At 67.8% G+C, this 24,439-nt stretch carries 21 protein-coding genes and 1 tRNA gene; 18 read left to right on the top strand and 4 right to left on the bottom strand.

The annotated features are described in order from the left end of the window. Positions 1-62 precede the first annotated feature (62 nt). From EPA99_RS10370 to EPA99_RS10360, 3 genes are all read left to right on the top strand, one after another. Positions 63-1,862: a type IV pilus assembly protein FimV gene (locus EPA99_RS10370; protein ID WP_129471164.1), complete on the top strand. Its 1,800-nt coding sequence runs from the start codon at positions 63-65 to the stop codon at positions 1,860-1,862. A gap of 270 nt (positions 1,863-2,132) precedes the next feature. Then, positions 2,133-2,948: a tRNA pseudouridine(38-40) synthase TruA gene (truA, locus tag EPA99_RS10365; RefSeq protein ID WP_129471163.1), complete on the top strand. Its 816-nt coding sequence runs from the start codon at positions 2,133-2,135 to the stop codon at positions 2,946-2,948. Positions 2,949-3,108: 160 nt separating this feature from the next. Next, the gene (locus EPA99_RS10360) at positions 3,109-3,741 is read left to right on the top strand and encodes a phosphoribosylanthranilate isomerase (RefSeq protein ID WP_129471162.1); all 633 of its coding nucleotides are present in this window, start codon (positions 3,109-3,111) and stop codon (positions 3,739-3,741) included. A gap of 132 nt (positions 3,742-3,873) precedes the next feature. Here EPA99_RS10360 and EPA99_RS10355 read toward each other — a convergent pair whose 3' ends face one another. Continuing rightward, entirely contained in the window at positions 3,874-4,989 is a 1,116-nt protein-coding gene (locus EPA99_RS10355; protein ID WP_164978630.1) for a helix-turn-helix transcriptional regulator, read from the bottom strand. Between the two features lie 289 nt (positions 4,990-5,278). Here EPA99_RS10355 and EPA99_RS10350 point away from each other — a divergent pair, with 289 nt between their 5' ends. Then, positions 5,279-8,011, top strand: a complete 2,733-nt coding sequence (locus EPA99_RS10350) for a TonB-dependent receptor domain-containing protein (protein WP_129471160.1) — start codon at positions 5,279-5,281, stop codon at positions 8,009-8,011. 61 nt (positions 8,012-8,072) lie between these two features. Beyond that, positions 8,073-10,052, top strand: a complete 1,980-nt coding sequence (locus EPA99_RS10345) for a S9 family peptidase (RefSeq protein WP_129471159.1) — start codon at positions 8,073-8,075, stop codon at positions 10,050-10,052. A gap of 416 nt (positions 10,053-10,468) precedes the next feature. Here EPA99_RS10345 and EPA99_RS10340 read toward each other — a convergent pair whose 3' ends face one another. Further along, the gene (locus tag EPA99_RS10340; protein ID WP_129471158.1) at positions 10,469-11,377 is read right to left on the bottom strand and encodes a LysR family transcriptional regulator; all 909 of its coding nucleotides are present in this window, start codon (positions 11,375-11,377) and stop codon (positions 10,469-10,471) included. 98 nt (positions 11,378-11,475) lie between these two features. On the opposite strand from EPA99_RS10340, the gene trpB reads away from it, so the two are divergent. Together trpB and trpA are read left to right on the top strand one after the other, a co-directional pair. After that, a complete protein-coding gene (gene trpB / locus EPA99_RS10335; protein WP_129471460.1) occupies positions 11,476-12,693 on the top strand; it encodes a tryptophan synthase subunit beta in 1,218 nt (405 codons plus the stop codon). 149 nt (positions 12,694-12,842) lie between these two features. Then, positions 12,843-13,643 carry a tryptophan synthase subunit alpha gene (gene trpA / locus EPA99_RS10330; protein ID WP_129471157.1) on the top strand — a complete coding sequence of 267 codons (801 nt, stop codon included), beginning with the start codon at positions 12,843-12,845 and terminating at the stop codon, positions 13,641-13,643. A gap of 18 nt (positions 13,644-13,661) precedes the next feature. Here the strand turns inward: trpA and EPA99_RS10325 are convergent, their stop codons facing one another. Beyond that, entirely contained in the window at positions 13,662-14,417 is a 756-nt protein-coding gene (locus EPA99_RS10325) for a hypothetical protein (protein ID WP_129471156.1), read from the bottom strand. A gap of 204 nt (positions 14,418-14,621) precedes the next feature. Between EPA99_RS10325 and accD the strand changes: the two genes are divergently transcribed. The 3 genes from accD (at position 14,622) to EPA99_RS10310 (ending at position 18,038) form a co-directional block, all read left to right on the top strand. Continuing rightward, positions 14,622-15,512, top strand: a complete 891-nt coding sequence (accD, locus tag EPA99_RS10320) for an acetyl-CoA carboxylase, carboxyltransferase subunit beta (RefSeq protein WP_129471155.1) — start codon at positions 14,622-14,624, stop codon at positions 15,510-15,512. Beyond that, positions 15,509-16,870 carry a phosphoglucosamine mutase gene (glmM, locus tag EPA99_RS10315; protein ID WP_129471154.1) on the top strand — a complete coding sequence of 454 codons (1,362 nt, stop codon included), beginning with the start codon at positions 15,509-15,511 and terminating at the stop codon, positions 16,868-16,870. The genes accD and glmM overlap by 4 nt, the downstream gene beginning before the upstream one ends. Positions 16,871-17,087: 217 nt before the next feature. Then, entirely contained in the window at positions 17,088-18,038 is a 951-nt protein-coding gene (locus EPA99_RS10310; protein WP_129471153.1) for an isopenicillin N synthase family dioxygenase, read from the top strand. Between the two features lie 263 nt (positions 18,039-18,301). Here the strand turns inward: EPA99_RS10310 and EPA99_RS10305 are convergent, their stop codons facing one another. After that, a complete protein-coding gene (locus EPA99_RS10305) occupies positions 18,302-19,102 on the bottom strand; it encodes an SDR family NAD(P)-dependent oxidoreductase (RefSeq protein WP_129471152.1) in 801 nt (266 codons plus the stop codon). A 66-nt stretch (positions 19,103-19,168) separates the two neighbouring features. On the opposite strand from EPA99_RS10305, the gene tpiA reads away from it, so the two are divergent. The 8 genes from tpiA to nuoE all read left to right on the top strand — a co-directional run bounded on the left by tpiA (position 19,169) and on the right by nuoE (position 24,436). Next, complete coding sequence (gene tpiA / locus EPA99_RS10300) at positions 19,169-19,924, top strand: triose-phosphate isomerase (RefSeq protein WP_129471151.1); 756 nt, start codon at positions 19,169-19,171, stop codon at positions 19,922-19,924. A 47-nt stretch (positions 19,925-19,971) separates the two neighbouring features. Further along, positions 19,972-20,418: a preprotein translocase subunit SecG gene (secG, locus tag EPA99_RS10295; protein WP_129471150.1), complete on the top strand. Its 447-nt coding sequence runs from the start codon at positions 19,972-19,974 to the stop codon at positions 20,416-20,418. Between the two features lie 55 nt (positions 20,419-20,473). Further along, positions 20,474-20,558 (top strand) — tRNA-Leu (locus tag EPA99_RS10290). A 363-nt stretch (positions 20,559-20,921) separates the two neighbouring features. Continuing rightward, entirely contained in the window at positions 20,922-21,278 is a 357-nt protein-coding gene (locus EPA99_RS10285) for an NADH-quinone oxidoreductase subunit A (RefSeq protein WP_129471149.1), read from the top strand. Beyond that, positions 21,269-21,823 (top strand): NuoB/complex I 20 kDa subunit family protein, encoded by a 555-nt coding sequence (locus EPA99_RS10280; protein ID WP_129471148.1) that lies wholly within the window; start codon positions 21,269-21,271, stop codon positions 21,821-21,823. The genes EPA99_RS10285 and EPA99_RS10280 overlap by 10 nt, the downstream gene beginning before the upstream one ends. A 35-nt stretch (positions 21,824-21,858) precedes the next feature. Further along, complete coding sequence (locus EPA99_RS10275; protein WP_129471147.1) at positions 21,859-22,608, top strand: NADH-quinone oxidoreductase subunit C; 750 nt, start codon at positions 21,859-21,861, stop codon at positions 22,606-22,608. Continuing rightward, entirely contained in the window at positions 22,605-23,912 is a 1,308-nt protein-coding gene (locus tag EPA99_RS10270; RefSeq protein ID WP_129471146.1) for an NADH-quinone oxidoreductase subunit D, read from the top strand. The genes EPA99_RS10275 and EPA99_RS10270 overlap by 4 nt, the downstream gene beginning before the upstream one ends. Continuing rightward, positions 23,909-24,436, top strand: coding sequence for an NADH-quinone oxidoreductase subunit NuoE (nuoE, locus tag EPA99_RS10265; RefSeq protein WP_129471145.1), 528 nt, complete (start codon positions 23,909-23,911; stop codon positions 24,434-24,436). Before EPA99_RS10270 ends, nuoE begins: the two co-directional genes overlap by 4 nt. Positions 24,437-24,439: the final 3 nt, after the last annotated feature.

The raw sequence follows: 24,439 nt of genomic DNA, 5'->3' as shown, positions 1-24,439 counted from the left end.
CCCAGGCCCGGCCGGGCGATAGGCTATAGTCCCGGCCGAGCAAGACGAGGGGAAAGCCGACCATGCACGCACGCCGCCATCCGGTCCTGCGCTGGTGTCTGGGCGTCGCGCTGGCCGCGGCCAGCGCCGGCGCCTGGGCCTTGGGACTGGGCGAGATCCGGGTGCTGTCCCAGCCGGGACAGCCGCTGGTCGCCGAGATCCCGGTCATTTCCAGCGAGCCGGCCGAACTGGAGCAGCTGCGTGCGGGCCTGGCCTCGCCGGTGGTGTTCGAGCGCGTCGGCCTGGAGCGCCCGCGCGGCCTGGTTAGCGAGCTGGACTTCGCCGTGGCCGTGGGCAGCGACGGCCGCCCGGTCATCCGCGTCACCAGCCGCAGCCCCGTGCAGCAGGCCGCGGTCAACTTCCTGGTGGAAGTGGACTGGGGCCAGGGCCGACTGGTGCGCGAGTACTCGGCCTTGGTCAATGCGCCGGGCGTGGTCGCAGAAGACAACGCCCCGGCGATCAGCGCGCCCACACCAGCGCCCAGCGATGCCATCGTGCGCGCGCCGCAGGCGCAGGCATCGCAGCCGGCGGACCGCGCCGTGGCTGCCACGGCGTCGCCGGCGCCGGCAGCGGCATCGGGTGTCTTCGGTACGCCGGGCGAGGTGAAGGTCGGGCGCGGGCAGACGCTGTCGCAGATCGCGCTGCAGCTCAATCCTGGTGGCAACCTCGACCAGACGATGGTGGCGCTGCTGCGCGCCAATCCGGAGGCCTTCATCAACGGCAACCTCAACCTGCTGCGGCAGGGCGCGGTGCTGCGGATGCCGGCCGAGGGGGCCGCGGCGCTGCCGCCGGTCGATGAGGCGGCCGCGCTGGTCCGCCAGCACATCGCCGACTGGCGGCAGGGGCGCCAGCCGATTCCGCAGCCGGTGGCGGGCGAGCCGGCCAGCAGCGGCACGGCCGCGCCAGCGGCGCAGCCGCGTGGCGCGCGCCTGGAGATCGCCGCGGCGAGCGGGCAGGACAGGGCACAGGCAGGCACCAATTCCGGCACCCAGGCCGGGGGCGAGGGAGACATGGCGGCGAACGAAGAACTGCGGCAGACCCGCGAAGACCTGGCCTCGCGCGAGACCGAGCTGCAGGAGCTGCGCGAGCGCGTGGCCGACCTGGAGAAGCTGCAGAAGGACCAGTCCTCGCTGATCGCCCTGAAGAACTCCGAGCTGGCGCAGTCGCAGAAGCAACTGGCCGAGCGCCAGAGCGACGGCGGCGGCACGGGCTGGATGTTCGGCGGCCTGGCCTTGCTTGTGTTGGGCCTGGTGGCGGGCTACTTCCTGCGGCGCAAGCCTGCGCCGCTCAAGCGCGAGGATGCGCCGCTGACCACGCCCTCGTTCGCGCGCACGGCTTCGGCGCGGCCTTTGGCCACCGCCGCGCAAGCGGAGCCGGAGGCGCCCGTGGCGGTGACCCAAACGCCATCCGTTGCCGCCGCGTCCGAGCCGCAGGCCGAATTCGTGCCGAACGCGAACAACTACCCGGACTTCCGCGCCGAGCTGCGCGCCGACCGTCCGCCCGCGCCGGCGCCCACCTACGCGCCGGTGATGGTGCCGGAGCACTCGCCGCTGGACGAGCAGACCCCGCACGTGGCGCCGCCGCAGTGGACCAGCGCGCCCAGCGGGCGCCCGACCTGGCACTCAGGCAGCGGCCCCACGCTCAACGCTTCGAGCAGGCTGCCGACCGCTTCTGCGGCCGAGCGCGAGCGCCTGGACCTGGCCATCGCCTGCCTGGACCTGGGCGATGTGGACACCGCGCGTTCGCTGTTGATCGAGATCGCCGAGGGCGAAGACGCAGCGACCCGCGAAGAAGCGGCGCAGCTGCTGCGCGGGCTGGGCTAGGGCTTGGCATCGATGGCCGCTCTGGTCGCCGCGGCGTTCCCGCAAGCAGCGGCGGTGCTGCGTGGCGCCGCTCCTGGCATGGGCGCGGGTGCTGATCTGCGATGTCTGCAGGTCGCGCGGCCGCTTCGACGCGGGCGATCGCATCGGCATGCCGGCGCACCGGCGTCTTGCCTCGGGCGAGCGCGCAGGACCGCACGCGCGCACCTGTGCGTGGCGCAGGCGCGCCGAAGCAGCGCGGACCGCCCGAGCCCTGAAGAGATGTCCTGAACGATGCGTTTTGCAGTAGGCGTCGAATACGACGGCAGCGCCTTCCAGGGCTGGCAGCGGCTGACCAGCCACGGCAGCGAGCGGCCCGATCCCACCGTGCAGGCGGCGCTGGAGGCGGCGCTGTCGCGCGTGGCCAATGCGCCGATCGCCAGCGTCTGCGCAGGCCGCACCGACGCAGGCGTGCACGGCGTGGCGCAGGTGGTCCATTTCGACAGCCCGATTGCGCGCGATCCGCGCGGCTGGATGCTGGGCGCCACGGCCAATCTGCCGCCGGAGGTCTGCGTGCGCTGGTGCGCGCCGGTGCGCGATGACTTCCACGCGCGCTTTTCCGCGCGGGCGCGGCGTTACTGCTACACCCTGGTCAATCGCGCCGTGCGCCCGGCCCTGGGCCGCCAGCAGCTCAGCTGGGAGCGGCTGCCGCTAGATGCGCAGGCGATGCATCGCGCCGCCCAGCAGCTGCTGGGCGAGAACGACTTCAGCGCCTTCCGCTCCGTGCAGTGCCAGGCCACGCATGCGCGCCGCGACCTCCAGCGCATCCAGGTCGAGCGCGAGGGCGAGCACGTGCGCATCCGCGTGCAGGCCAACGCCTTCCTGCACCACATGGTGCGCAACATCGTCGGCTCGCTGCTGGCGGTCGGTCGCGGCGAACGCTCCGAGCACTGGATCGCCGAACTCCTGGCCGGCCGCGACCGCACCCTGGCCGGGCCGACCGCGCCGCCAAACGGGCTGGTCTTTCTCGGGCCGCTGTACGAGGCGCACTGGGGCCTGCCGCAGGAAGTGACGCTGCCGGCGGACACGGACATCACCTTCCGGCCCTGAGCCTGCGCCGAGCCGCCAGCCACGCCGATCGTGGGGGCCGATTCCGGACACCCGCGCGGTCCGCGCGGCCTGGCCGCCGCGGCGGTCGGCCCGTTGGCACTGGCCCCGGACCGGCGCCGGATTCTGCCGTATCCTGCTGCGCCCGGAATGCCATCGCCCCATGACCCAAACGCGCATCAAGCTCTGCGGCATGACCCGCGCCGAAGACGTCCGTCTGGCGGTGGAGCTTGGCGTGGACTACATCGGCCTGATCTTCGCCGCGGAGAGCCCGCGCCGCCTGTTGCTGGGCCAGGCGCGCATGCTGCGCGAGCTGGTGCCGGAACAGATCGGGGTGGTGGCCTTGCTGATGGACAACAGCGCCAGCGATGTCGGCAAGATCATCGAGCAGGTCCAGCCGGACCTGCTGCAGTTCCACGGCCAGGAGGAAGACGCGTTCTGCGCCGACTTCGCGCGTCCGTTCCTGAAGGCGTTGCCCATGGCCGGGCTGGAAGGCGAGGACATCGAGGACCGCCTGGCGCGCTATCCGTCGGCCTGGGGCTTCGTCCTCGATGGCCATGCCGCGGGACAGGCCGGCGGCAGCGGCCAGCGCTTCGACTGGCGCCGCTGGCCGCAGCAGCTGGGGCGTCCGGCGCTGCTGGCCGGGGGGCTGAACGCCGACAACGTCGCCGTGGCCGTGCAGACCGCTCGCCCCTGGGGCGTGGACGTGTCCAGCGGCCTGGAATCGGCGCGTGGCGTCAAGGATGCCGAGAGGGTGCGCAGTTTCGTGGCCGCCGTGCGCAGCGTCGATCGCTAAAGGCCTGTTCCGCGCGCCGCCGATCCTTGCATCGCCGGGCTTGGGCTTTCGGTGGGCCAAGGCGAGCGCACCGCCGTCGCAGGCCTGGGACCGGGGCTGCTTTCCGCCAACGCCGGGCAGCGCCGCAGCGGCTCAGACCATCATCCGCACCAGCTGCGAACGGTTGGCCAGATCCAGCTTGCGAAACACCGCGCTGAGCTGGGACTCGATGGTCTTGTGCGAGCGGCACAGGCGCCTTGCGATCTCCGCATTGCGCATGCCCTGGGCCACCAGCATGGCCACGCGACGTTCGCTGGGCGAAAGCCGCTGCAGGGCCAGTGCCTGTCGCTGCGCGTAGGGCGCGGCGGGCAGCGCGGCCACGGGAGCCTCGGCGGCCTCGAGCACCGCCACCAGGAAGGCAGGCGGCGATGTAGAGACCGGGCGCGGGGTGATGCGCAGGCGCAGGCGGCCGTGCACCGGGTCGAGCACGGTCAACTCCTGCGGCACCTGCGGTCGATGCCGCGACTGCGTCTGGGCGATCCACTGCGCAAGTCCTCGCTCCAAGGCCGGCGACAGCCGCGCGTTGGCGGCTGCCGTGCCCTCGCCAGCGGTGCAGAACGCACGCGCCTTGCGCGTCATCTGCAGCGGTCGCGCATGCGCGTCCACCACCAGGGCCGTGTCGGGCAGGTGTTCCAGCAGCGCTTCGCACGCCTGCTGGCGCGCGCGCAGGCGTGACAGGGCGCCGATCCGTTGCAGGCCGGCTTCCAGCAGGATGTACAGCTCGGTCAAGCGGCTTTGTTCGGCGGCGCCGAGATGCGTGTGTGTATCGGGTAGGCGCAGGCTGAGCACCGCCTCGAGCGCGTCGCCCTCCCAGAAGGCCAGGTGGATGAACTCGTGCCAGCCCGGCGCGGGGTGCTGCGCCTGCAGACGCGCCTGCGCCTGGGCATCGTGCTGGGCGATCTGCGAAAACGTGTAGCAGCGGATGCGCGGGTGTTCGTGCAGGAAGGGCGCGGCCACCTCCAGGCTGGTCACCGGCAGCGATACCTGCAGGTGGGGATCTGCTTGATGGTGGTATCCACGCTGCGGTCGCAAGCCCTCGATGTCGTACATCAGGCTGCACGAATGGCAGGGCAGCACAGCCTTGATGAAGTCCACGCAGGCCTGCCAGAGCCGGTCGATGTCCAGCGCCGCCAGCAAGGCATTGCGCGAAGGATGCAGCGGCAATTCGACCGCGCAGTTCGGTTCGAGTCGATCAAGGCACAACAGCATGGCGATTCCCCGGATGATGTGGCCAGGGCGGCGTGTGCTGATCTGCTTCCCTTCTCCCCTGCAGCACGCCGTGGCTCGGACGTGTGGTGATTTTTTATCACCTGGGCAGGGGCCGGGACAAGTGCGGGCGCGGACGGATTTTCGTCTCCTTTGAAACGTTTTAATCCCAGGTTTTTCGAGGATGTCGTCGCGACGGGTAGGGGTGGGGATTTCGGGGTTTTCACCGATGTCCGGCACCGGCGGCTCTGCAAGGATTTCCGCTCTCACTTCCCCATAGGTCCTCCCCCGCATGTCGTTCGCTTCCCGACATGGCTTCGCCCGGTCCAAGATCGCGCGTGGTCTGATTCCCAGTCTCCTCAGCCTCTGCTGCGCCTCGGCGCTGGCGCAGACCGCACAGCAGGAGGCGTCGACGGCCGACGAGGCCAAGGACAAGGTCGTCACCACCGACACGGTCAAGGTCTCGGCCTCGCGCATCGACCGGCCGGGCTTCCAGGCGCCGACGCCGACCATGCAGATCAGCAACGAGGAACTGAGCATCGCCTCGCGTCCCAACGTGGCCGCCGCCTTGAACGACCTGCCGCAGTTCCGCGCCACCCAGTCGCCGCAGACCACCAGCACCAACACCGGCTCGGGCAGCGCGCCGGTGGACCTGCGCGGACTGGGCATCAGCCGCACCCTGGTGCTGATCGACGGCCGTCGCTTCTCCAGCGAGAACGACCTCAACACCATCCCCTCGATCCTGGTGAAGAACGTCGATGTCGTCACCGGCGGCGCATCGGCGGCCTGGGGCTCGGGCGCGGTGGGTGGCGTGGTCAACATCGCCATCGATGAGGAGTTCACCGGCGCGCGCTTCGATGTGCATGCCGGCCAGTCCTCGCGCTCGGACAACGACGAGCATCGCTTCGAAGCCGCCTTCGGTGGCGACTTCGGCGGCAGCGGCCACGCCGTGCTGGGCCTGGATTACTTCCACAGCGACGGCATCATCCCGCGCGTGGCACGCGACAACGCCGGTCGCTGGGCCACGTTCGCCAACGGCGACGGTACGGTGACCACCGCCGCCAACGTGGGCGCGTCCAACCTGGTCTACGGCGGCATCGTCACCACCGGGGTGCTGGCCGGCAAGGGCTTCAACCCGGACGGCACTCTGCGCGATGTCGCCTTCGACCGCGTCGTGGGCACCACCGCCATCGGCGATGAGGCGCGCTCCAGCGACGATCTCAGTCCGCTGATGACGCCGCAGAAGCGCTACGCCGCGCTGGGCCGCGCCACCTGGGATTTCAGCGACACGCTCAAGCTCACTGCAGAAGTGCGCCACTCCAAGATGTGGAACGACTACATCTGGTTCGGCGACCACAACCGCGGCAATCTGACCATCGGCATCGACAACGCCTATCTGGACCCGCAGGCGCGCGCGGCGATGGTCGCCGCCGGCCAGACCAGCTTCCGCATGGGCCGCTTCAACAGCGATCTGTCCTATTCCCACATCGACTTCCAGCGCAAGACCACCCAGGGCACGCTGGCCCTGGATGGCAGCTTCGGCGACAACTGGCGCTGGGGCGCGTACTACAGCCACGGCGAGTTCGAGGAAGACTTCCGCACGCCTGGCTTCCTGCTGAGCAAGGAATACGCCAACGCGGTGGACTCGGTGATCAGCCCCACCAGCGGCCAGCCGGTGTGCCGCATCACCCTGACCGATCCGTCCAGCAACTGCGTGCCGATCGACCTGTTCGGCCTGGGCGCACCGTCGCAGGAGGCCATCGACTACGTCACCGGCACGCCCAGCTCGCATGCGCGGACCAGGCTGGACGTGGGCGGCGCCAGCCTGCGCGGCGAACCCTTCGAACTGCCTGCCGGCGCGGTGTCGGTGGCCGTGGGCCTGGAGGCACGACGCGAGGGCATCCGCCGCACCGTGGGGGATCTGGATGCCGCCGGTGCCTTCAGCTCCTTCAGCTTCTCGCCCATGGCGGGCAGCTTCACCGTCAAGGAGGCCTTCGGCGAGGTGCTGGTGCCGGTGCTGAAGGACAAGCCGGTGTTCAACGACCTGGCGGTCAACGCCGCCGCGCGCGTGTCCGACTACAGCACCACCGGCGATATCTGGTCGTGGAAGATCGGCTTCACCAACGAGTTCTTCCCAGGCTTGCGCGCACGTTTCAACCGCTCGCGCGACATCCGTTCGGCCAACCTGACCGAGCTGTACACCACCACGACCACTGGCTACAACACGGTCAACGACCCCTTCACCAACCGCAGCATCTACGTGCTGACCAACGGCGGCGGCAACCCGACGGTGACGCCTGAGACGGCCTACACCACCACCTACGGCTTCTCCTGGGCGCCGCAGTCGGTGGAAGGGCTGGACCTGTCGCTGGACTATTTCGACATCGCCATCGACAACGTCATCACCACTGTGGCCGCCCAGGACATCCTGACCCGCTGCTACAACGGCAACCAGGCCATGTGCGGCCGCATCGAGCGCGATGCCGATGGCAACCTCAGCCGCATCGTCTCCACCTACGTCAACCTCTCGCGCTACGAGAGCGACGGCATCGATGCCGAAGTCGCCTACGCGCTGCCGCTCAGCCGCGTCAGCGACCTGCCGGGCGTGCTGCGCATGCGCCTGCTGGGGACCTGGGTGCACAGCCTGACCACCAACGACGGCGTCAGCGAGATCGAGTACGTGACCTCGCAGGGCTACTCCTTCGGCCTGGGCACGCCGCGCTGGCGCGCCAACGCCTCGCTGGCCTACCAGAACGCCAACTGGGGCGCGAACCTGCGCGCGCGCTACATCTCCCCGGGCGTCTACAACCGCACCATCAACATCACCAACAACGCCATCCCCAGCTACCTGTACTACGACCTGGGCCTGACCTTCAACGTGCCCACCGGCAACGGCCCCAGCCTGCAGCTGTACGCCAACGTCAACAACCTCACCGACAAGGATCCGCCGCCGGGCTCGATCTTCTCGCCGTACTACGACGTGGTCGGTCGCTACTACACCGTCGGTGCCCGCATCGACTTCTGAGCCAGTCCCACCGATGGTGCCCACGGGCGCCATCGGTGTTTTCATTGATGGAGAGTTCCGCATGACCCTGCTTTCCCGCCATGTGCTCGCCCTGAGCCTGGGCCTGCTGTGCGCCGGCACGGCGATGGCTGCCGAGGTGGCCGACACCGTGGCCAAGCCTGCTGCGATGACCGTCGATGGCGCGCCGCCGGTGAGCCGGGCGCTGGCCGATGCCACCGCGCCGTACCTGCAGGCGCGTAGCGCCACCTTCCTGGACTGGAACGTCAAGGACCGCTCGATGCTGGTGCGCACGCGCTTCGGCGAGTCCGACCAGTTGCATGCCGTGGCCACCCCGGGCGCGGCGCGCACCCAGGTCAGTTTCGACAGCGAGCCGGTCCTGTTCGGCACGCTGGCACCCACCCGCGGTGATGCGCTGGTGGTGCAGAAGGACATCGGCGGTGGCGAGTTCTACCAGCTGTTCCGCCTGGACCAGGGCAAGCTGACCCTGCTGACCGATGGCAAGAGCCGCAACTGGTTCGGCAGCTGGAGCCGCGACGGTCGTCTGATCGGCTACATGTCCACGCGCCGCAACGGCGCCGATGGCGATCTGTACGTGATTGACCCGCGCGACCCGTCCAGCGATCGCCTGGTCGCGCAGGTCAAGGGCGGCGGCTGGAATTTCGCCGATTTTTCCGCCGATGGGGCCAAGGCGCTGGTGGTCAACCGGCAGTCCATCACCCATGCCGATGTGTACGAAGTGGACCTGGCCAGCGGCGCGCTGACCCAGCTCAACCGCAACACCCAGCATGTCTCCTATGAGGCCCCGCACTACGGCGCCGACGGCCGGGTGTGGCTGCTCTCCGATGCGGGGTCGGACTTCAAGCGCCTCGGCGTGCTGGACGCCAAGGGCGGCTTTAAGGCGATTTCGCCCGAGCCGAAGTGGGATGTCAGCGACTACGCGATGGCGCCGGACGGTAGCTTCGTGGCCTACGCGATCAATGAGGCCGGCGTGGCCAGGCTGCGGCTGCTCGATGTCGCCAGCGGCCAGGTGCGCAAGGTCGATGGACTGCCGGGCGGGGTGATCCCGTGGTCCTTCGGCCACACCCTGTCCATCGCGCCCTGGGGCGATATCGCCCTGAGCATGTCCTCGGCCAAGGTGCCCGGCGATGTGTTCTCCATCGACAGCAAGACGCTGAAGGTCACGCGCTGGACGATGAGCGAAGCCGGCGGCCTGGACACCGCGGCCAACGTCGAGCCCGAACTGGTGACCATCAAGAGCTTCGATGGCGAGCCGGTCACCGGCTTCCTGTACCGGCCCGATGCCAAGCGCTTCCCTGGCAAGCGTCCGCTGCTGCTGGATATCCACGGCGGTCCGGAAGGGCAGGCGCGCCCGGATTTCCTCGGCGCGCAGAACTACTACCTCAACGAGCTGGGCATCGCCCTGTTCTTTCCCAACGTGCGCGGTTCGGATGGCTTCGGCAAGCGCTTCGTCGGCCTGGACAACGGCCCGTTCAAGCGCGAGGACTCGGTCAAGGACATCGGCGCGATGCTCGCCTCGCTGGCTAAGGACCCGGCGCTGGATGCCACCCGTTTCGGCGTCACCGGCGTCTCCTACGGCGGCTACATGTGCTACGCCAGCGCCGTGCACTACAGCGCGCAGCTCAAGGGCGCCAGCTGCTACGTGGGCATCTCCAACTTCGTCACCTTCCTGGAAAACACCCAGTCCTATCGCCGCGATTTGCGTCGACCCGAGTACGGCGACGAACGCGATCCCAAGCAGCGCGCACAGCTGCAAAAGATCTCGCCGTTGAACCACGTGGACCGGATCCGCGTGCCGCTGCTGATCGCCACCGGCGCCAACGACCCGCGTGTGCCGGCCTCGGAGGCCGACCAGATCATCGAAGCCGTGCGCGGGCAGGGCGGCAGCGCCTGGCACCTGCTGGCCGGCAACGAAGGCCATGGCTTCCACAAGAAGGACAATGCCGACTACTACTTCCGCACCGCGGTGATGTTCTGGCAACAGCAGCTGCTGGGCGAGGGTGCCAAGGACGCCGGCGAGTAAGTCGGACCCGGCATGGCCGGCCTGGCCATGCCGCTGATCATCGAGATGGGAAAAGACGGGAGCTGCTCAGGCCGCTCCTATTCTTCGCATGCCGAACGTCGAACCACCATCAGTCCTTACCGCAGGCGCGCAAAAGCGCATCTTGTGGGAGCCCAGACACAAGCGGCTTTAGCCGCGAAGGGGCATGCCCGGGAAAGCCTCTTCGCGGCTAATGGCCCGAGGCCACCTAGAGCCGCTCCCAGAGGCGTGCAATCACCGCAGATTCTCGCTCTCATCCACGCGACTGCGGCGCCCCTGCAAGTGCGATCCGCGCGAGACCGCCGCGCTGAGCCTGTGAGTACGCTGGCGCAACCACAGGCGGCCATCGCTACTTGCACCATCAGACCCGCACGCCAGCGCTCCTCGAACGCGTCACCTCAGTGCTCCGGGGACAGCCCCGCACGCTCGAGCTCGACCGCCAGCCAGTTCGCCAGCCGCTGCACGCGGGCATCTTCGCTGGCACCGGGCGGCAGGCATAGCGCCCAGCTGCCGCCGGTCTCGTTGAAGCCCCAGGGCGCGATCAGGCGGCCCGAGCGCAGGTCGTCGCGCACCAGCGGTTCGGGCGCGATGGCGATGCCGATGCCAGCGGTGGCCGCCTCCAGCAGGTAGTACAGATGCTCAAAGCCAGTGCCGTAGCGCAACTGGCCCGGGTCCAGGCCCTGCGCCGCCGCCCACGCCGGCCAGGCCTGCGGGCGCGAGGCGGTATGCAGCAGCGGATGGTCCAGCAACGCCTGGGCCGCGTCCGCTGCCAACGCGTCGGCCGACGGATGCTGGGGGCTTAGCACCGGGCCGATCCGTTCCGCGGCCAGCGTGTGCACCTGCCAGCCGGCAGGCCAGGGCGGGCGGCCCAGCAGCAGAGCCAGGTCCAGGCCGGGCAGGGCGGGGTCGAACTCACCTTCATGCGCGTGCAGGTGCAGGGTCAGCGCCGGCAGCTCCTGCTGCAGGCGTTGCATGCGCGGGATCATCCAGCGCGCCAGGATGCTGCCCGGGCAGCCCAGCACCAGCGCCGGGCTGCGCGTCGGCCGGCGCAGGGTCTCCACCGCCCGCTGCAAGGTGGCAAAGGCCTCCGTGGCCGCGCGCTGCAAGGCCTCACCGGCCGCCGTGGGTGCAACGCCACGGCCGACACGCCGGAACATCGGCTGGCCCAGGTGCTCCTCCAGGACCTGGATTTGGCGACTGACCGCGCCATGGGTCACGTGCAGCTCCTGCGCGGCCAGGCTGACGCTGCGCAGGCGGGCGGCGGCCTCGAAGGCGCGCAGGGCATTCAGCGGTGGCAAGGCGGACATGTGAGTTTTCCTGACGTGTCATGCCAGATTTTATGCCTTTTTGCGTGTGGACCTGTGCGCTAGAGTGCAGGTCTTCTTCGATGACAGACGTACCCGCCATGGCACAGCCGCAGATCCAGGACTTTTCCGCCTACCCGGATGCCAACGGGCATTTCGGCCGCTACGGTGGCCGCTTCGTGGCCGAAACCCTGATCGCGCCGCTGCAGGAGCTCTCGGCCGCCTACGACGCCGCGCGGGTCGATCCGGGCTTCATCGCCGCCTTCGACAAGGACCTCAAGCACTACGTCGGCCGGCCCAGCCCGATCTATCACGCCGAGCGCCTGAGCCGCGAGGTCGGCGGCGCGCAGATCCTGCTCAAGCGCGAGGACCTGAACCACACCGGCGCGCACAAGATCAACAACACCATTGGCCAGGCGCTGCTGGCCAGCCGCATGGGCAAGCCGCGGATCATCGCCGAGACCGGCGCCGGGCAGCACGGCGTGGCCAGCGCCACAGTGGCCGCGCGCCTGGGTCTTGAGTGCGTGGTGTACATGGGCGCCACCGACATCGAGCGGCAGAAGATCAACGTCTACCGCATGAAGCTGCTGGGGGCCACGGTGGTGCCGGTCACCTCCGGCTCGGCCACGCTCAAGGACGCGTTGAACGAGGCCATGCGCGACTGGGTGACCAACGTCCAGGACACCTTCTACATCATCGGCACCGTGGCCGGTCCCGACCCGTACCCGCGCATGGTGCGCGACTTCAATGCCATCGTCGGCCGCGAGGCCCGCGCGCAGATGCTGGAGGACTACGGCCGCCTGCCAGATGCCATCACCGCCTGCGTCGGCGGCGGCAGCAATGCCATCGGCCTGTTCCATGCCTTCCTCAACGACCCGGGCGTGACCATCGTCGGTGCCGAAGCGGCGGGCGATGGCATCTCCAGCGGCCGTCACGCCGCCTCGATCGCCGCCGGACGGCCGGGCGTGCTGCATGGCAACCGCACCTACGTCATCTGCGACGACGACGGCCAGATCACCGAAACCCATTCCATCTCCGCCGGCCTGGACTATCCGGGCGTGGGCCCGGAGCACGCCTTCCTGGCCGATGCCGGCCGCGCGCAATACGTGGGCGTGACCGACGAGGAGGCGATGGCCGCCTTCCACACCCTGGCCCGCAGCGAGGGCATCCTGGCCGCGCTGGAGTCCAGCCACGCCGTGGCCCAGGCCATCAAGCTGGCGCGCGACCTGCCCAAGGATGCGCTGGTGCTGTGCAACCTCTCCGGCCGCGGCGACAAGGACGTGCATACGATTGCGGCGCGCGAGGGCGTGATTGTTTGAAGCAGGAACGAGTGGCGAGGAACGAGGAACGAGTTGAAAGAATGGGCGGATCAAAGTCCTCGCGGTCCTCCGCTTCCACTCGTTCCTCGTTCCTCGTTTCTCGTTCCTAGTGCCCGCTCTCATTTCTCTCCACTCGTTCGTAAAAACCTATGTCCCGCATCGCCGACACCTTCGCCCGCCTCCGCACCCAGCAGCGCAAAGCCCTGATTCCCTTCGTCACCGCCGGCGATCCCGGGCTGGACAGCACCGTACCGGTGATGCACGCGCTGGTGGAGGCCGGGGCCGATGTGATCGAGCTAGGCGTGCCGTTTTCCGATCCGATGGCCGATGGGCCCACCATCCAGCGCAGTTCCGAGCGCGCGCTGGCCCTGGGCGGGGGGCTGCGCCACGTGCTGCAGGTGGTCGGCCAGTTCCGCGCGCATGATGCGCACACGCCCGTGGTGCTGATGGGCTACCTGAACCCGGTGGAGATCCACGGCACCGAGCGCTTTGCACGCGAAGCGGTGGCCGCAGGCGTGGACGGCGTGCTGCTGGTGGATCTGCCCCCCGAGGAAGCCGCCGAGACCCGTGAAATCTTTACCCGCCACGGCCTGGACCTGATCGCACTGGCGTCGCCGACCACCACGCCCCAGCGCCAGGAAATGCTGTGCGCCACCGCCCAGGGTTACCTGTACTACGTCAGCTTCGCGGGCGTCACCGGTGCCTCGGACCGGCTGGACACCCAGGCCGCCGGGCGCAAGCTCAAGGCCATTCGCGAGGGCACCAGCGTGCCGGTGGTGGCCGGCTTCGGCATCAAGGATGCCGCCAGCGCCAAGGCCATGGCCGTCGATGCGGACGGGGTGGTGGTGGGCTCGGCCCTGGTCGCGGCCCTGGAGGCGGCCGGCGAGGGCAGGGCCGCCGAAGCGGCCGCCCAGTTCCTGGCCCCGCTCCGGCAGGCGCTGGACGGCTGATTCCTCCTAGTCGCTACCTCAGTGGCTCATGCTGCAATCCGCGCAGTTGCTGGCGTTGCAGACCTTGACGCCGAAGTTGGATTCCAACTTGCAGCTGCCACCGGAATTGCAACTGCATTTGAGAGCCGCTGCCGGGGTTTGGATCGATTGCGCCGCCAGCAGCCCGAGGGCGATGTTCTTGGTCGCGGAGCTAGACATGGGGACCTCATATCCGTCCGGGACATCCATGGGCGCGACGTATCCATACAGTCGAATCCAGACTGTCTCTCGTCCTTCCGCCTCGTTAGCAATGCCGAGTGCCCGCTTGAAAGCCAGCAGATCTTTTCTGATCTCTGGAATCGTCATCAGGCGGGCATCGGCGCGCGGTAATGACTCGACTTCGTCCTTGCTGGCGAAAGTGACCCCAACCAAATCTTCGCGCACTGGGTATATCGCACTGCTTCCGGAGCGATTGCATTGCGTGCAATCCGAATCCATCGCGCAGGATGTCTGCCCGCTTGGTAACAAGGTCGAGCTGCATCCGGATCCGCCAGGGCATGAACCACGAACGATGGCGGTAGGGGTCGAGGTCCAACGCCCCTGTTCCTCGGTGAATATGAACCAGCCTTCCGGAACGGTGACGCTGAGAGATCCGTCGGGATTGGCCTGGGGCGTCGTGCCAACGGGCAGGGCTCGGCTTTCCATGCTGTCGCACATCTTGACCTGAGCGAAGCTGGAGGAGATGCCAGCTACGAAAAGTGCACACGCCGCGCCAACAAGAGCGAATGCCTTCATATGTATTCCTTTACCGGTGGAAGGATCTTCATAGCATGTGAGGCTTGCTCGCTTTAGCAAATATCTTGGTCGAAGTCAATAGATATTGGTCTTCGGCGTACTGCAGCATCCCGCCAGTCAGCGGGGCAGGAAGTCCTCCGACTGCGCCTTGTCTTACACTGCGCAGTCTGATGCCCCGTCAGGGGTGCTACGCAACGGAATTAAATGAGCTGGCTCAGCAAATTGATGCCTTCGGGCATTCGCACCCAGTCCAACGTCAATCGCAGCAAGCGCAGCGTGCCCGAGGGTCTCTGGGAGAAGTGCGACAGCTGCGGCGCGGTGCTCTACCGCCCCGAGCTGGAGGAGAACCTCGAGGTCTGCCCCAAGTGTTCGCACCACATGTCCATCCGCGCCCGTGCGCGCCTGGCGGCGCTGTTCGACCCGGGCAGCACCAGCGAGATCGCCGCCAGCCTTGGCCCCACCGACGTGCTGAAGTTCCGCGACCAGAAGCGCTACGCCGATCGCTTCAAGGCCGCGCAGAAGGCCACTGGTGAGCGCGATGCGGTGGTGGCGCTGCGCGGCACCATGAAGCAGCAGCCCCTGGTGGCCTGCGCCATGGAGTTCGCCTTCATGGGCGGCTCGATGGGCTCGGTGGGCGGCGAGAAGTTCTCGCTGGCGGCCGAGCAGGCGCTCAAGCACGACGCGCCCTTCGTCAGCTTCGCCGCCAGCGGCGGCATGCGTATGCAGGAAAGCCTGTTCTCGCTGATGCAGATGGCCAAGACCTCCGCGGCGCTGGGCAAGCTGCGCGAGGCCGGCATTCCCTACATCTCGGTGCTGACCCATCCGACCTTCGGCGGCGCCTCGGCGTCCTTCGCGATGCTGGGCGACATCAACATCGCCGAACCGCAGGCGCTGATCGGTTTCGCCGGCCCGCGCGTGATCGAGCAGACCGTGCGCGAGAAGCTGCCCGAGGGCTTCCAGCGCTCGGAGTTCCTGGTCGAGCACGGCGCCATCGACCAGATCTGCGACCGCCGCGAAATGCGCGACCGCCTGTCCGACCTGATCGCGCTGCTACGCAAGCAGCCGCGCCCGGCCGAGATCGGGATCGCCAGCTGATGGGCCGCAAGTACTTCGGCACCGACGGCATCCGCGGCCGCGTCGGTGAGGGCCCGATTTCGGCCGATTTCATGCTGCGCCTGGGCAATGCCTACGGCCACGCGCTGCGCGCCAGCGTGCGCGGCGGCGAGTGGCGCAAGCCGCAGGTGGTGATCGGCAAGGACACGCGCATCTCCAACTACATGTTCGAGGCCGCGCTGGAGGCCGGGCTGGTTGCGGCGGGCGTGGATGTGCAGCTGATGGGGCCGATGCCCACCCCGGCGGTCTCGCACCTGACGCGTGCGCTGCGCGCCGATGGCGGCATCGTGATCTCCGCCTCGCACAACCCGCACCACGACAACGGCATCAAGTTCTTCTCCAGCGAAGGCGAGAAGCTGGACGACGCCACCGAGCAGGCCATCGAGGACGCACTGGAAGGCGAGTTCCACACCGTGCCGTCCGAGCGCCTGGGCCAGGCCGTGCGCACGCGCGATGCGGTGGGCCGCTACGTGGAGGCCTGCAAGAGTTCGGTGCCGCGCGAATTCGACCTGGATGGCCTGAGCATCGTGGTCGATTGCGCCAACGGCGCCACCTACCAGGTCGCGCCCATCGTGCTGCGTGAGATGGGCGCCCGGCTGCAGGTCATCGGCAACGCGCCCAATGGCCTGAACATCAATGACGGCGTCGGCTCCACCCACCCGCAGGCGCTGGCCGCACGGGTGCGCGAGTCCAATGCCGATCTGGGCATCGCCTTCGACGGCGATGGCGACCGCGTGCTGTTCGTGGACGCGGAAGGGCAGGTGGTCGATGGCGACGGGCTGCTTTACATCCTGGCCTGCGATTGGCAGCGCAGCGGTCGCCTGCACGGGCCGGTGGTGGGCACGCTGATGACCAACTACGGCCTGGAAAAAGCCCTGGGCGAGCACGACATCGACTTCGTGCGCGCCAAGGTCGGCGACCGCTACGTGCACCAGGCCCTGGTCGATGGCCACGGCGTGCTGGGAGGCGAGGCCTCCGGCCACATCCTGTGCCTGGACCGGGCCAATACCGGCGACGGCATCATCAGCGCGCTGCAGGTGCTGGAGGTGCTCAAGCGCCGCGGCCTGTCCCTGCGCCAGGCGCTCGATGGGCTGGTCATGCTGCCCCAACGCACAGTCAACGTGCGGTTGGAGGGCGTGACCGCCAAGGCCGTGGTGGAGGCGCCTCCCGTGGCCGCGGCCCTGGCCGAGGCGCAGCAGTCGGTGCAGGGACGCGGCCGCGCCTTCCTGCGCCCGTCCGGCACCGAGCCAGTGGTGCGGGTGACGGTGGAGGCCGACGACGCCGCGCTGATGCAGCAAACGCTGGTCCGGCTGGCTGGCGCGGTACGTGCGGCGGCGTGACAAGCTGCTGATCGCCTGCGGCGTGGTGATCGCCAAGGTCGTCACGTTCTATCTGCTGTACCGCGTGCTTTCCTGACTCATTGGCGAGTGACCACGATGCCCGGCCCGTCCGGGCATCGTCGTTTACGGTCCTGCGCATGCCGGCCCGGCCCGATCTGCGAGAATGTCGGCTTCCATGTCCCCGCCGCCTCCCGCGGCCGTTCGAGCACGACCCGTCATGTCCGCCATCCCGACTCTCGACATCAGCCGCTTCATCACCCCCACCAGCCAGGCCGACCGCGACGCCTTCGTCGCCGAACTCGGCGCGGCCTATCGCCAGTGGGGCTTTGCCGGCATCCGCAACCACGGCATCGCCCAGTCGCAGATCGATGCGGCCTACGAGGTTTTCAAGAACTTCTTCGCGCTGCCGGACCAGACCAAGCTGCAGTATCACGTACCGGGCAGCGGCGGTGCCCGCGGCTACACCGCCTTCGGTGTGGAAACGGCCAAGGACTCCAAGCACTTCGACCTCAAGGAGTTCTGGCACATCGGTCGCGAGATCCCGCGCGATTCCAAGTACGCCGAGGTGATGCCGCCGAACCTGTGGCCGATCGAAGTCCCCAACTTCCGCGAGCACGGCTACGGCCTCTACCAGGCGCTGGACCAGCTGGGCTCGCACGTGCTGGCCGCGCTGGCGCTGCACATCGGCTTGCCGGAGGATTACTTCGTCGACAAGACCGACTCGGGCAATTCGATCCTGCGGCCGATCCACTACCCGCCGATCACCAGTGACGACGTGCCCAACGTGCGCGCCGGTGCGCACGAAGACATCAACCTGATCACCCTGCTGGTCGGCGCCAGCGCCGCAGGCCTGGAAGTGAAGTCGCACGATGGCACCTGGGTGCCGTTCACCTCCGACGCCGACACCATCGTGGTCAACATCGGCGACATGCTGCAGCGCCTGACCAACCACGTGTATCCCTCCACCACCCATCGCGTGACCAATCCGCCGGGCGAGGCGGCGCGCAAGCCGCGCTACTCGGTGCCGTTCTTCCTGCACCCCAATCCGGATTTCCTGATCGACGTGTTGCCCTCGACGATCACGGCCGACAATCCCAGCCGTTACCCTGAGCCGATTACCGCCCAGGGTTATCTGGAAGAGCGCCTGCGCGAGATCAAGCTGAAGTAGCGCCGGACATTGCCGGTCGCTGGCGCGCCAGTGGCCGGGAGGCACTCGCAGTTAGTTCGGAAGCCGGTCCTCGCCCTAATCGGACCGGCCGCGCGTGGTGCGGCGAGAGCCTCGTGTGGGGGCGGCTCTAGGTGGCCTAGGGCCATCAGCCGCTAAAGGGTCTGCCCGGGGACCTGCCAAGGGGAGAGCCCCTTCGCTGCTAAAGCCGCTCCCACAATTAGCCTTTTGGGCTGGTCGAGGGCACGAGCGCGAGTTCGCGCGGCCTAGTCCACCGGCCTGATACGCCTGGAGCCCCGGCGCATCAGCCCAAGCAGGACCTGGTCGGGCAGGTGGCGCAACACGGCATAGGCCAGGCGATAGCGCCAGCCGGGAATGACCAGCACGCGGCCGCGCTCGACCGCGTCGATCGCCTCGCGCACCACCTGGTCCGGGTCCAGCCACATCCAGGCCGGCAGGCGGTCCATCTGTTGCCGGGTCCCGGTCACATCATGGAACTCGGACCAGGTGAACCCGGGGCACAGCGCGGTGACGTTGACCCCGGCGTCGGCGTTCTCCAGCGACAGCGATTCGCTCAGCCTGAGCATGAAGCTCTTGGCCGGGGCGTACAGCGTCTGTCCCGCCGCGCCCGGCATCAGCGCGGCGAAGGAGGCGACATTGATGATGCGCCCGGCGCCGCTGGCGCGCAGCTCGGGCAGCAGCCGCCAGGTCAGCTCGGTCCAGGCCTCGATCATCACCCGCAGGAAGCGGGCATGCTCGAACCAGTCGCGCTCGCGGTAACGCCCGGGCAGCCCGTAGCCGGCGTTGTTGACCAGGATGCGCACGCGCAGGCCCGCATCGTGTAGCTGCCCGACCAGGGCTTGCGCCGCACCAGGCTCGGCCATGTCGGCGGCGATCACCTGCACCGGCACCCGTGCGCGCAGTTCCGCCGCCAGGGCATGCAGGCGCTGCTCGCGGCGCGCGGTCAGGACCAGGGGCACGCCCAGGGCCGCGTAGTGTCGGGCGAAGCGCTCGCCGATGCCGCTGGAGGCACCGGTGATGAGGGCATAGCGGGGCGTGTGGTCCATGGGTGTGATCTGCATTCCACAAGGCGCGCGTTATCCTGAGGCGCCACTCTAGCCAAGGAATCGCCGATGCGTCGCAAGCTGGTCGCCGGAAACTGGAAACTTCATGGCAGCCGCCAGTTCGCCTCCGAGCTGGTCGCCGACATCGCCAAGGGGCTGCCGTCGGAGAGGGCGCCGGGCGTGCTGATCCTGCCGCCGCTGCCGTACCTGGGCGACCTGATCGAGGATTTCGAGGATACGGCCATCGAATTCGGGGCCCAGGACGTCAGCAGCAACGAGAAGGGCGCCTACACCGGCGAGGTCTCCGCGGCGATGCTGGTGGACGTCGGCGCCAGGTACGGTCTGGTCGGTCACTCCGAGCGCCGGCAGTACCACCACGAGTCCAGCGAGCTGGTGGCCCGCAAGTTTCTCGCCGCCCAGCATGCCGGCCTGATCCCGGTGCTGTGCATGGGCGAGACCCTGGAAGACAGGGAGGCCGGGCGGACCGAGCAGGTCATCGCCTCGCAGTTGGCGCCGGTGCTGGCCCAGGCCGGGGTGGAAAGCTTCGCCAAGGCGGTGCTGGCCTACGAGCCGGTCTGGGCCATCGGCACCGGACGCACCGCCAGCCCGGCGCAGGCCCAGGAGATCCATGCATTTATCCGTGGCATCGTGGCCAGCCACGATGCTAGAATCGCCGATTCGTTGACCATCCTCTACGGGGGCAGCGTCAAGGCCGACAATGCCGCGGAACTCTTTTCGCAGCAGGATGTCGATGGGGGACTGGTTGGCGGCGCCTCTCTGGTGGCCGCGGATTTCCTGGCCATCGTCAAGGCCGCCATGGACTGAGTGCGCGGATCGGCAGGCATGTCGGTCAGCTCTGAGAGAACGATCGAATGCTGATGTTGATCCTCAATGTGGTCTACGTACTGGTGGCCATCGCCATCATCGCGCTGGTGCTGATGCAGCGCGGCTCCGGTGCGCAGGCGGGTTCGGGCTTCGGTGCCGGCGCGTCCGGGACCGTGTTCGGTGCCCGTGGCGCCTCCAACTTCCTGTCCAAAAGCACCAAGTGGCTGGCCGTGGCGTTCTTCGCCATCAGCCTGTTCATGGCCTGGAACGCCGCGCGCACCGCGCATCCGGCCGCGCAGCAGGACCTGGGCCTGATGTCCGGCCAGGCCGCGGCCGAGCCGGCCAAGGCGCCGGGCGAGGTCGCTCCGCAGCAGCCGGAGACCTCGATCGTGCCGAGCGCGCCCATCGCGCCCCCGGCCGCCGGGCAGGCGCCGGCCCCGCAGCCGGCCCCGGCCGAGCAGGGCAAGCAGCCGGAGCAGGCACCGGCGCGATAAGGCGCTACAATGCGCGCCCGCCGGCCCGTCCGGTGGGGTTGAAAGCGAAGTTTTAGCCCAGGTGGCGGAATTGGTAGACGCACTACCTTGAGGTGGTAGCGACGAGAGTCGTAGGGGTTCGAGTCCCCTCTTGGGCACCAATCAGCTGACGCGATCGTCACCCGGTCGCGGTCGTGACAAAAAGCCTGCGATCGCAGGCTTTTTTGTTGGGCGTCGTTCGTCGAAATCCTGACGAAGACTCACCAAAAAGTTTACTCCTCAGTTCACTGAACGGTACAATTGACCAGTTCACAGCGGGCCCGGTACGAATCGCGGAAGGGCCGCCGTGGAATGTCCCGGCAATGCCGGGCCTGCCATGGGTCCCCCGACGTCGCCCCCATCCTGGCGTCAGGCCCTCGCACCGGCAGGCCCACGTGGCCGGTCACGCGATTCGTTCGCAGGGTCTTTCGCCTCTGGCGCTTACACTCTGCGACCGACGCTGGGCTTCTAGAGAGACGACGCGAGTGCTGGCCAATTACCTGCCGACTTTGCTCTTTTTGATCGTGGCCACCGGCATCGGCATTGCCCTGATGCTTGTCGGTCGCTTCCTCGGACCCCGTCGTCCCGATGCGAAGAAGCTCTCGCCGTACGAGTGCGGCTTCGAGGCCTTCGAAGACGCGCGCATGAAGTTCGACGTGCGCTATTACCTCATCGCCATCCAGTTCATCGTCTTCGACCTGGAAATCATCTTCATCGTGCCGTGGACCCAGGTGTTCATGGAGATCGGTGCACGTTCCCTGGTGACCATGGGCCTGTTCGTGGGCATGTTGTTCCTGGGCTTTATCTACGTTTGGAAGAAGGGAGCGCTCGAATGGGAGTGATCCAGACCCTCGACAAGCTGATGACCAACCCGATCCCGGAAGGGCGGGTGGACGACATCCTGCGCCCCGAAGGTGAGAACCCGCTGCTGGAAAAGGGCTACGTCACCACCAGCGTCGATGCGCTGCTCAACTGGGCGCGCACAGGCTCGATGTGGCCGATGACCTTCGGCCTGGCCTGCTGCGCGGTGGAGATGATGCATGCCGGCACCTCGCGACTGGATCTGGACCGCTACGGCGTGGTGTTCCGCCCGTCGCCGCGCCAGTCCGATGTGATGATCGTGGCCGGCACGCTGGTCAACAAGATGGCCCCGGCGCTGCGCAAGGTCTACGACCAGATGCCCGACCCGAAGTGGGTGATCTCGATGGGCAGCTGCGCCAATGGCGGCGGCTACTACCACTACTCGTATTCGGTGGTGCGCGGTTGCGATCGCATCGTTCCGGTTGACGTCTACGTCCCAGGTTGCCCGCCCACCGCCGAAGCGCTGGTGTACGGGATTCTGCAGCTGCAGAAGAAGATCTGGCGCACGCAGACGATCTCCCGGTAACCCTCTTTCTTCTCAAGCAGAGCACGCCACGCCCAATGGCTGAGCAAGCGTCCAAATTCATCGAACGGCTGCGCACGCGCTTTCCCGATGCCCAGGTGACCTCGACCCTCGCGGGCGGCGTCGCGCTGGAGATCGAGGCCGCGCAGTGGCACGACACCTGCGCCGCGCTGCGCGACGAGCTGGGCTTCGAGCAGCTCTCGGACCTGTGCGGCGTGGATTACCTGGGATACGGCAGCGACGAGTGGGATACCTCGGACGTCTCCTCGCAGGGCTTCAGCCGCGGCGTGGAAGGCAAGTCGGTCGGCCGCTTCGGCTGGGGTGAGCAACCCACGGGCGAAGGCGCAGACCACGCGCACGCGCTGCCGATGCCGACCAAGCGCTTCGCCGTGGTCGCGCACCTGCTGTCTTACCAACACAACCAGCGCGTGCGCATCCGCTGCTACGCGCCCAACGACGACGTGCCGGTGCTGGCCTCGGTCACCGACCTGTGGCCGGGCGCGAATTGGTTCGAGCGCGAGGCCTTCGATCTGTTCGGGATCGTCTTCACCGGTCATCCGGACCTGCGCCGCATCCTCACCGACTACGGGTTCGTCGGCCATCCTTTCCGTAAGGACTTCCCGCTGATCGGCAATGTCGAGGTGCGCTACGACGAGGAGAAGCAGCGCGTGATCTACGAGCCGGTGACCTCGGTCGAGCCGCGCGTGGGCGTGCCGCGCGTGATCCGCGACGATGCCCGTTACGACACCGCGATCGGCGAAGCCGCGCAGCGGGAGCAACGCAAATGAGTGAGTTCCATCAGGCCCACGCGGCCTTCGCCAGCAATCCTGCCGAGTCCAAGCAGGAGATTCGCAACTACACGATGAATTTCGGCCCGCAGCATCCGGCCGCGCACGGTGTGCTGCGCCTGATCCTGGAAATGGACGGCGAGACCATCATGCGCGCCGATCCGCACATCGGCCTGCTGCACCGTGGCACCGAAAAGCTGGCCGAGTCCAAGCCGTTCAACCAGTCCATCGGCTACATGGATCGCCTGGACTATTGCTCGATGATGTGCAACGAGCACGCCTACGTGCGCGCCATCGAAGAGCTGATGGGCATCCAGGCGCCGGTGCGTGCGCAGTACATCCGTACGATGTTCGACGAGATCACCCGCATCCTGAACCACCTGATGTGGGTCGGGTCCAATGCGCTGGATCTGGGCGCGATGGCGGTCATGCTGTACGCCTTCCGCGAGCGCGAAGAGCTGATGGACGTCTACGAGGCGGTCAGCGGTGCGCGCATGCACGCGGCCTACTATCGTCCCGGTGGCGTCTATCGCGACCTGCCTGGGCACATGCCCAAGTACAAGGAATCGCCCTGGCACAAGGGCCAGGCGCTCAAGCGCCTTAACGCCGCGCGCGAAGGCTCGCTGCTGGATTACCTGGAAGACTTCACCAACACCTTCCCGAGCCGGGTCGACGAGTACGAGACCCTGCTCACCGACAACCGCATCTGGAAGCAGCGCACCGTCGGCATCGGCGTGATCAGCCCGGAGATGGCCAAGGCCTGGGGCATGACCGGCGTGATGGTGCGCGGTTCGGGCATCGAGTGGGACCTGCGCAAGAAGCAGCCCTACGCCATGTACGACGCGGTGGATTTCGACATCCCGGTCGGCGTCAACGGCGACTGCTACGACCGCTACCTGGTCCGCATCGCCGAGATGCGCGAGTCCAACCGCATCATCAAGCAGTGCGTTCAGTGGCTCAGGGCCAACCCTGGTCCGGTCATGGTCGAGAACTTCAAGGTCGCCCCGCCCAAGCGCGAGGACATGAAGGACGACATGGAAGCGCTGATCCATCACTTCAAGCTGTTCAGTGAAGGCTATTGCGTCCCCGCTGGCGAGATCTACGCCGCGGTCGAGGCCCCCAAGGGCGAGTTCGGCTGCTATCTGGTTTCCGATGGCGCCAACAAGCCGTTCCGCGTGCATCTGCGCGCTCCCGGTTTCGTGCATCTGTCGTCCATGGACGCCATCGTGCGCGGCCACATGCTGCCCGACGTGGTGGCGATGATCGGTACGTATGACCTTGTGTTCGGTGAGGTGGATCGATGAAAGCCACCGGTAATTTCGAGAATGCCCGCCACGTCGACCCGCAGGTCGTCCTGAGCGAGGAGACCCGCGCGCACATCGAGCATTGGCTGGCCAAGTTCCCGCCGGACCGTCGTCGCTCGGCGACCCTGCAGGGCCTGTTCGCCGCGCAGGAGCAGAATGGCGGCTATCTGACCGACGAGCTGATCGCCGCGGTGGCCAAGTACCTGGGCATCCCGCCGGTATGGGCCTACGAGGTCGCCAGCTTCTACTCGATGTTCGAGACCGAGAAGGTCGGCCGCCACAACGTTGCGTTCTGCACCAACATCAGCTGCTGGCTCAACGGCGCCGAGAAGCTGGTCGCCCATGCCGAGCAGAAGCTGGGCTGCAAGCTGGGTTCGTCCACCGCGGACGGCCGGGTTTACCTCAAGCGCGAGGAAGAGTGCGTGGCCGCGTGCTGCGGCGCGCCGGTGGTGGTCATCAACGGCCACTACCACGAGAACCTGACCCCGGCGAAGGTCGACGAACTGCTGGACGGGCTGGAGTAAGCG

Origin of the sequence: Pseudoxanthomonas composti, assembly GCF_004122095.1 — a bacterium.
GTDB classification, from domain to species: Bacteria; Pseudomonadota; Gammaproteobacteria; order Xanthomonadales; family Xanthomonadaceae; genus Pseudoxanthomonas_A; species Pseudoxanthomonas_A composti.
The sequence above is the reverse complement of the archived record's forward strand: the minus strand, read 5'-3'. Positions and strand labels throughout refer to the sequence as shown.

Excerpts from the sequence above, each read along its gene's own strand:
- EPA99_RS10370 (WP_129471164.1), top strand. The coding sequence starts at position 63 with ATGCACGCACGCCGCCATCCGGTCCTGCGCTGGTGTCTGGGCGTCGCG.
- truA (WP_129471163.1), top strand. The coding sequence starts at position 2,133 with ATGCGTTTTGCAGTAGGCGTCGAATACGACGGCAGCGCCTTCCAGGGC.
- EPA99_RS10360 (WP_129471162.1), top strand. The coding sequence starts at position 3,109 with ATGACCCAAACGCGCATCAAGCTCTGCGGCATGACCCGCGCCGAAGAC.
- EPA99_RS10355 (WP_164978630.1), bottom strand. The coding sequence starts at position 4,989 with ATGCTGTTGTGCCTTGATCGACTCGAACCGAACTGCGCGGTCGAATTG.
- EPA99_RS10350 (WP_129471160.1), top strand. The coding sequence starts at position 5,279 with ATGTCGTTCGCTTCCCGACATGGCTTCGCCCGGTCCAAGATCGCGCGT.
- EPA99_RS10345 (WP_129471159.1), top strand. The coding sequence starts at position 8,073 with ATGACCCTGCTTTCCCGCCATGTGCTCGCCCTGAGCCTGGGCCTGCTG.
- EPA99_RS10340 (WP_129471158.1), bottom strand. The coding sequence starts at position 11,377 with ATGTCCGCCTTGCCACCGCTGAATGCCCTGCGCGCCTTCGAGGCCGCC.
- trpB (WP_129471460.1), top strand. The coding sequence starts at position 11,476 with ATGGCACAGCCGCAGATCCAGGACTTTTCCGCCTACCCGGATGCCAAC.
- trpA (WP_129471157.1), top strand. The coding sequence starts at position 12,843 with ATGTCCCGCATCGCCGACACCTTCGCCCGCCTCCGCACCCAGCAGCGC.
- EPA99_RS10325 (WP_129471156.1), bottom strand. The coding sequence starts at position 14,417 with ATGAAGGCATTCGCTCTTGTTGGCGCGGCGTGTGCACTTTTCGTAGCT.
- accD (WP_129471155.1), top strand. The coding sequence starts at position 14,622 with ATGAGCTGGCTCAGCAAATTGATGCCTTCGGGCATTCGCACCCAGTCC.
- EPA99_RS10310 (WP_129471153.1), top strand. The coding sequence starts at position 17,088 with ATGTCCGCCATCCCGACTCTCGACATCAGCCGCTTCATCACCCCCACC.
- EPA99_RS10305 (WP_129471152.1), bottom strand. The coding sequence starts at position 19,102 with ATGGACCACACGCCCCGCTATGCCCTCATCACCGGTGCCTCCAGCGGC.
- tpiA (WP_129471151.1), top strand. The coding sequence starts at position 19,169 with ATGCGTCGCAAGCTGGTCGCCGGAAACTGGAAACTTCATGGCAGCCGC.
- secG (WP_129471150.1), top strand. The coding sequence starts at position 19,972 with ATGCTGATGTTGATCCTCAATGTGGTCTACGTACTGGTGGCCATCGCC.
- EPA99_RS10280 (WP_129471148.1), top strand. The coding sequence starts at position 21,269 with ATGGGAGTGATCCAGACCCTCGACAAGCTGATGACCAACCCGATCCCG.
- EPA99_RS10275 (WP_129471147.1), top strand. The coding sequence starts at position 21,859 with ATGGCTGAGCAAGCGTCCAAATTCATCGAACGGCTGCGCACGCGCTTT.
- EPA99_RS10270 (WP_129471146.1), top strand. The coding sequence starts at position 22,605 with ATGAGTGAGTTCCATCAGGCCCACGCGGCCTTCGCCAGCAATCCTGCC.
- nuoE (WP_129471145.1), top strand. The coding sequence starts at position 23,909 with ATGAAAGCCACCGGTAATTTCGAGAATGCCCGCCACGTCGACCCGCAG.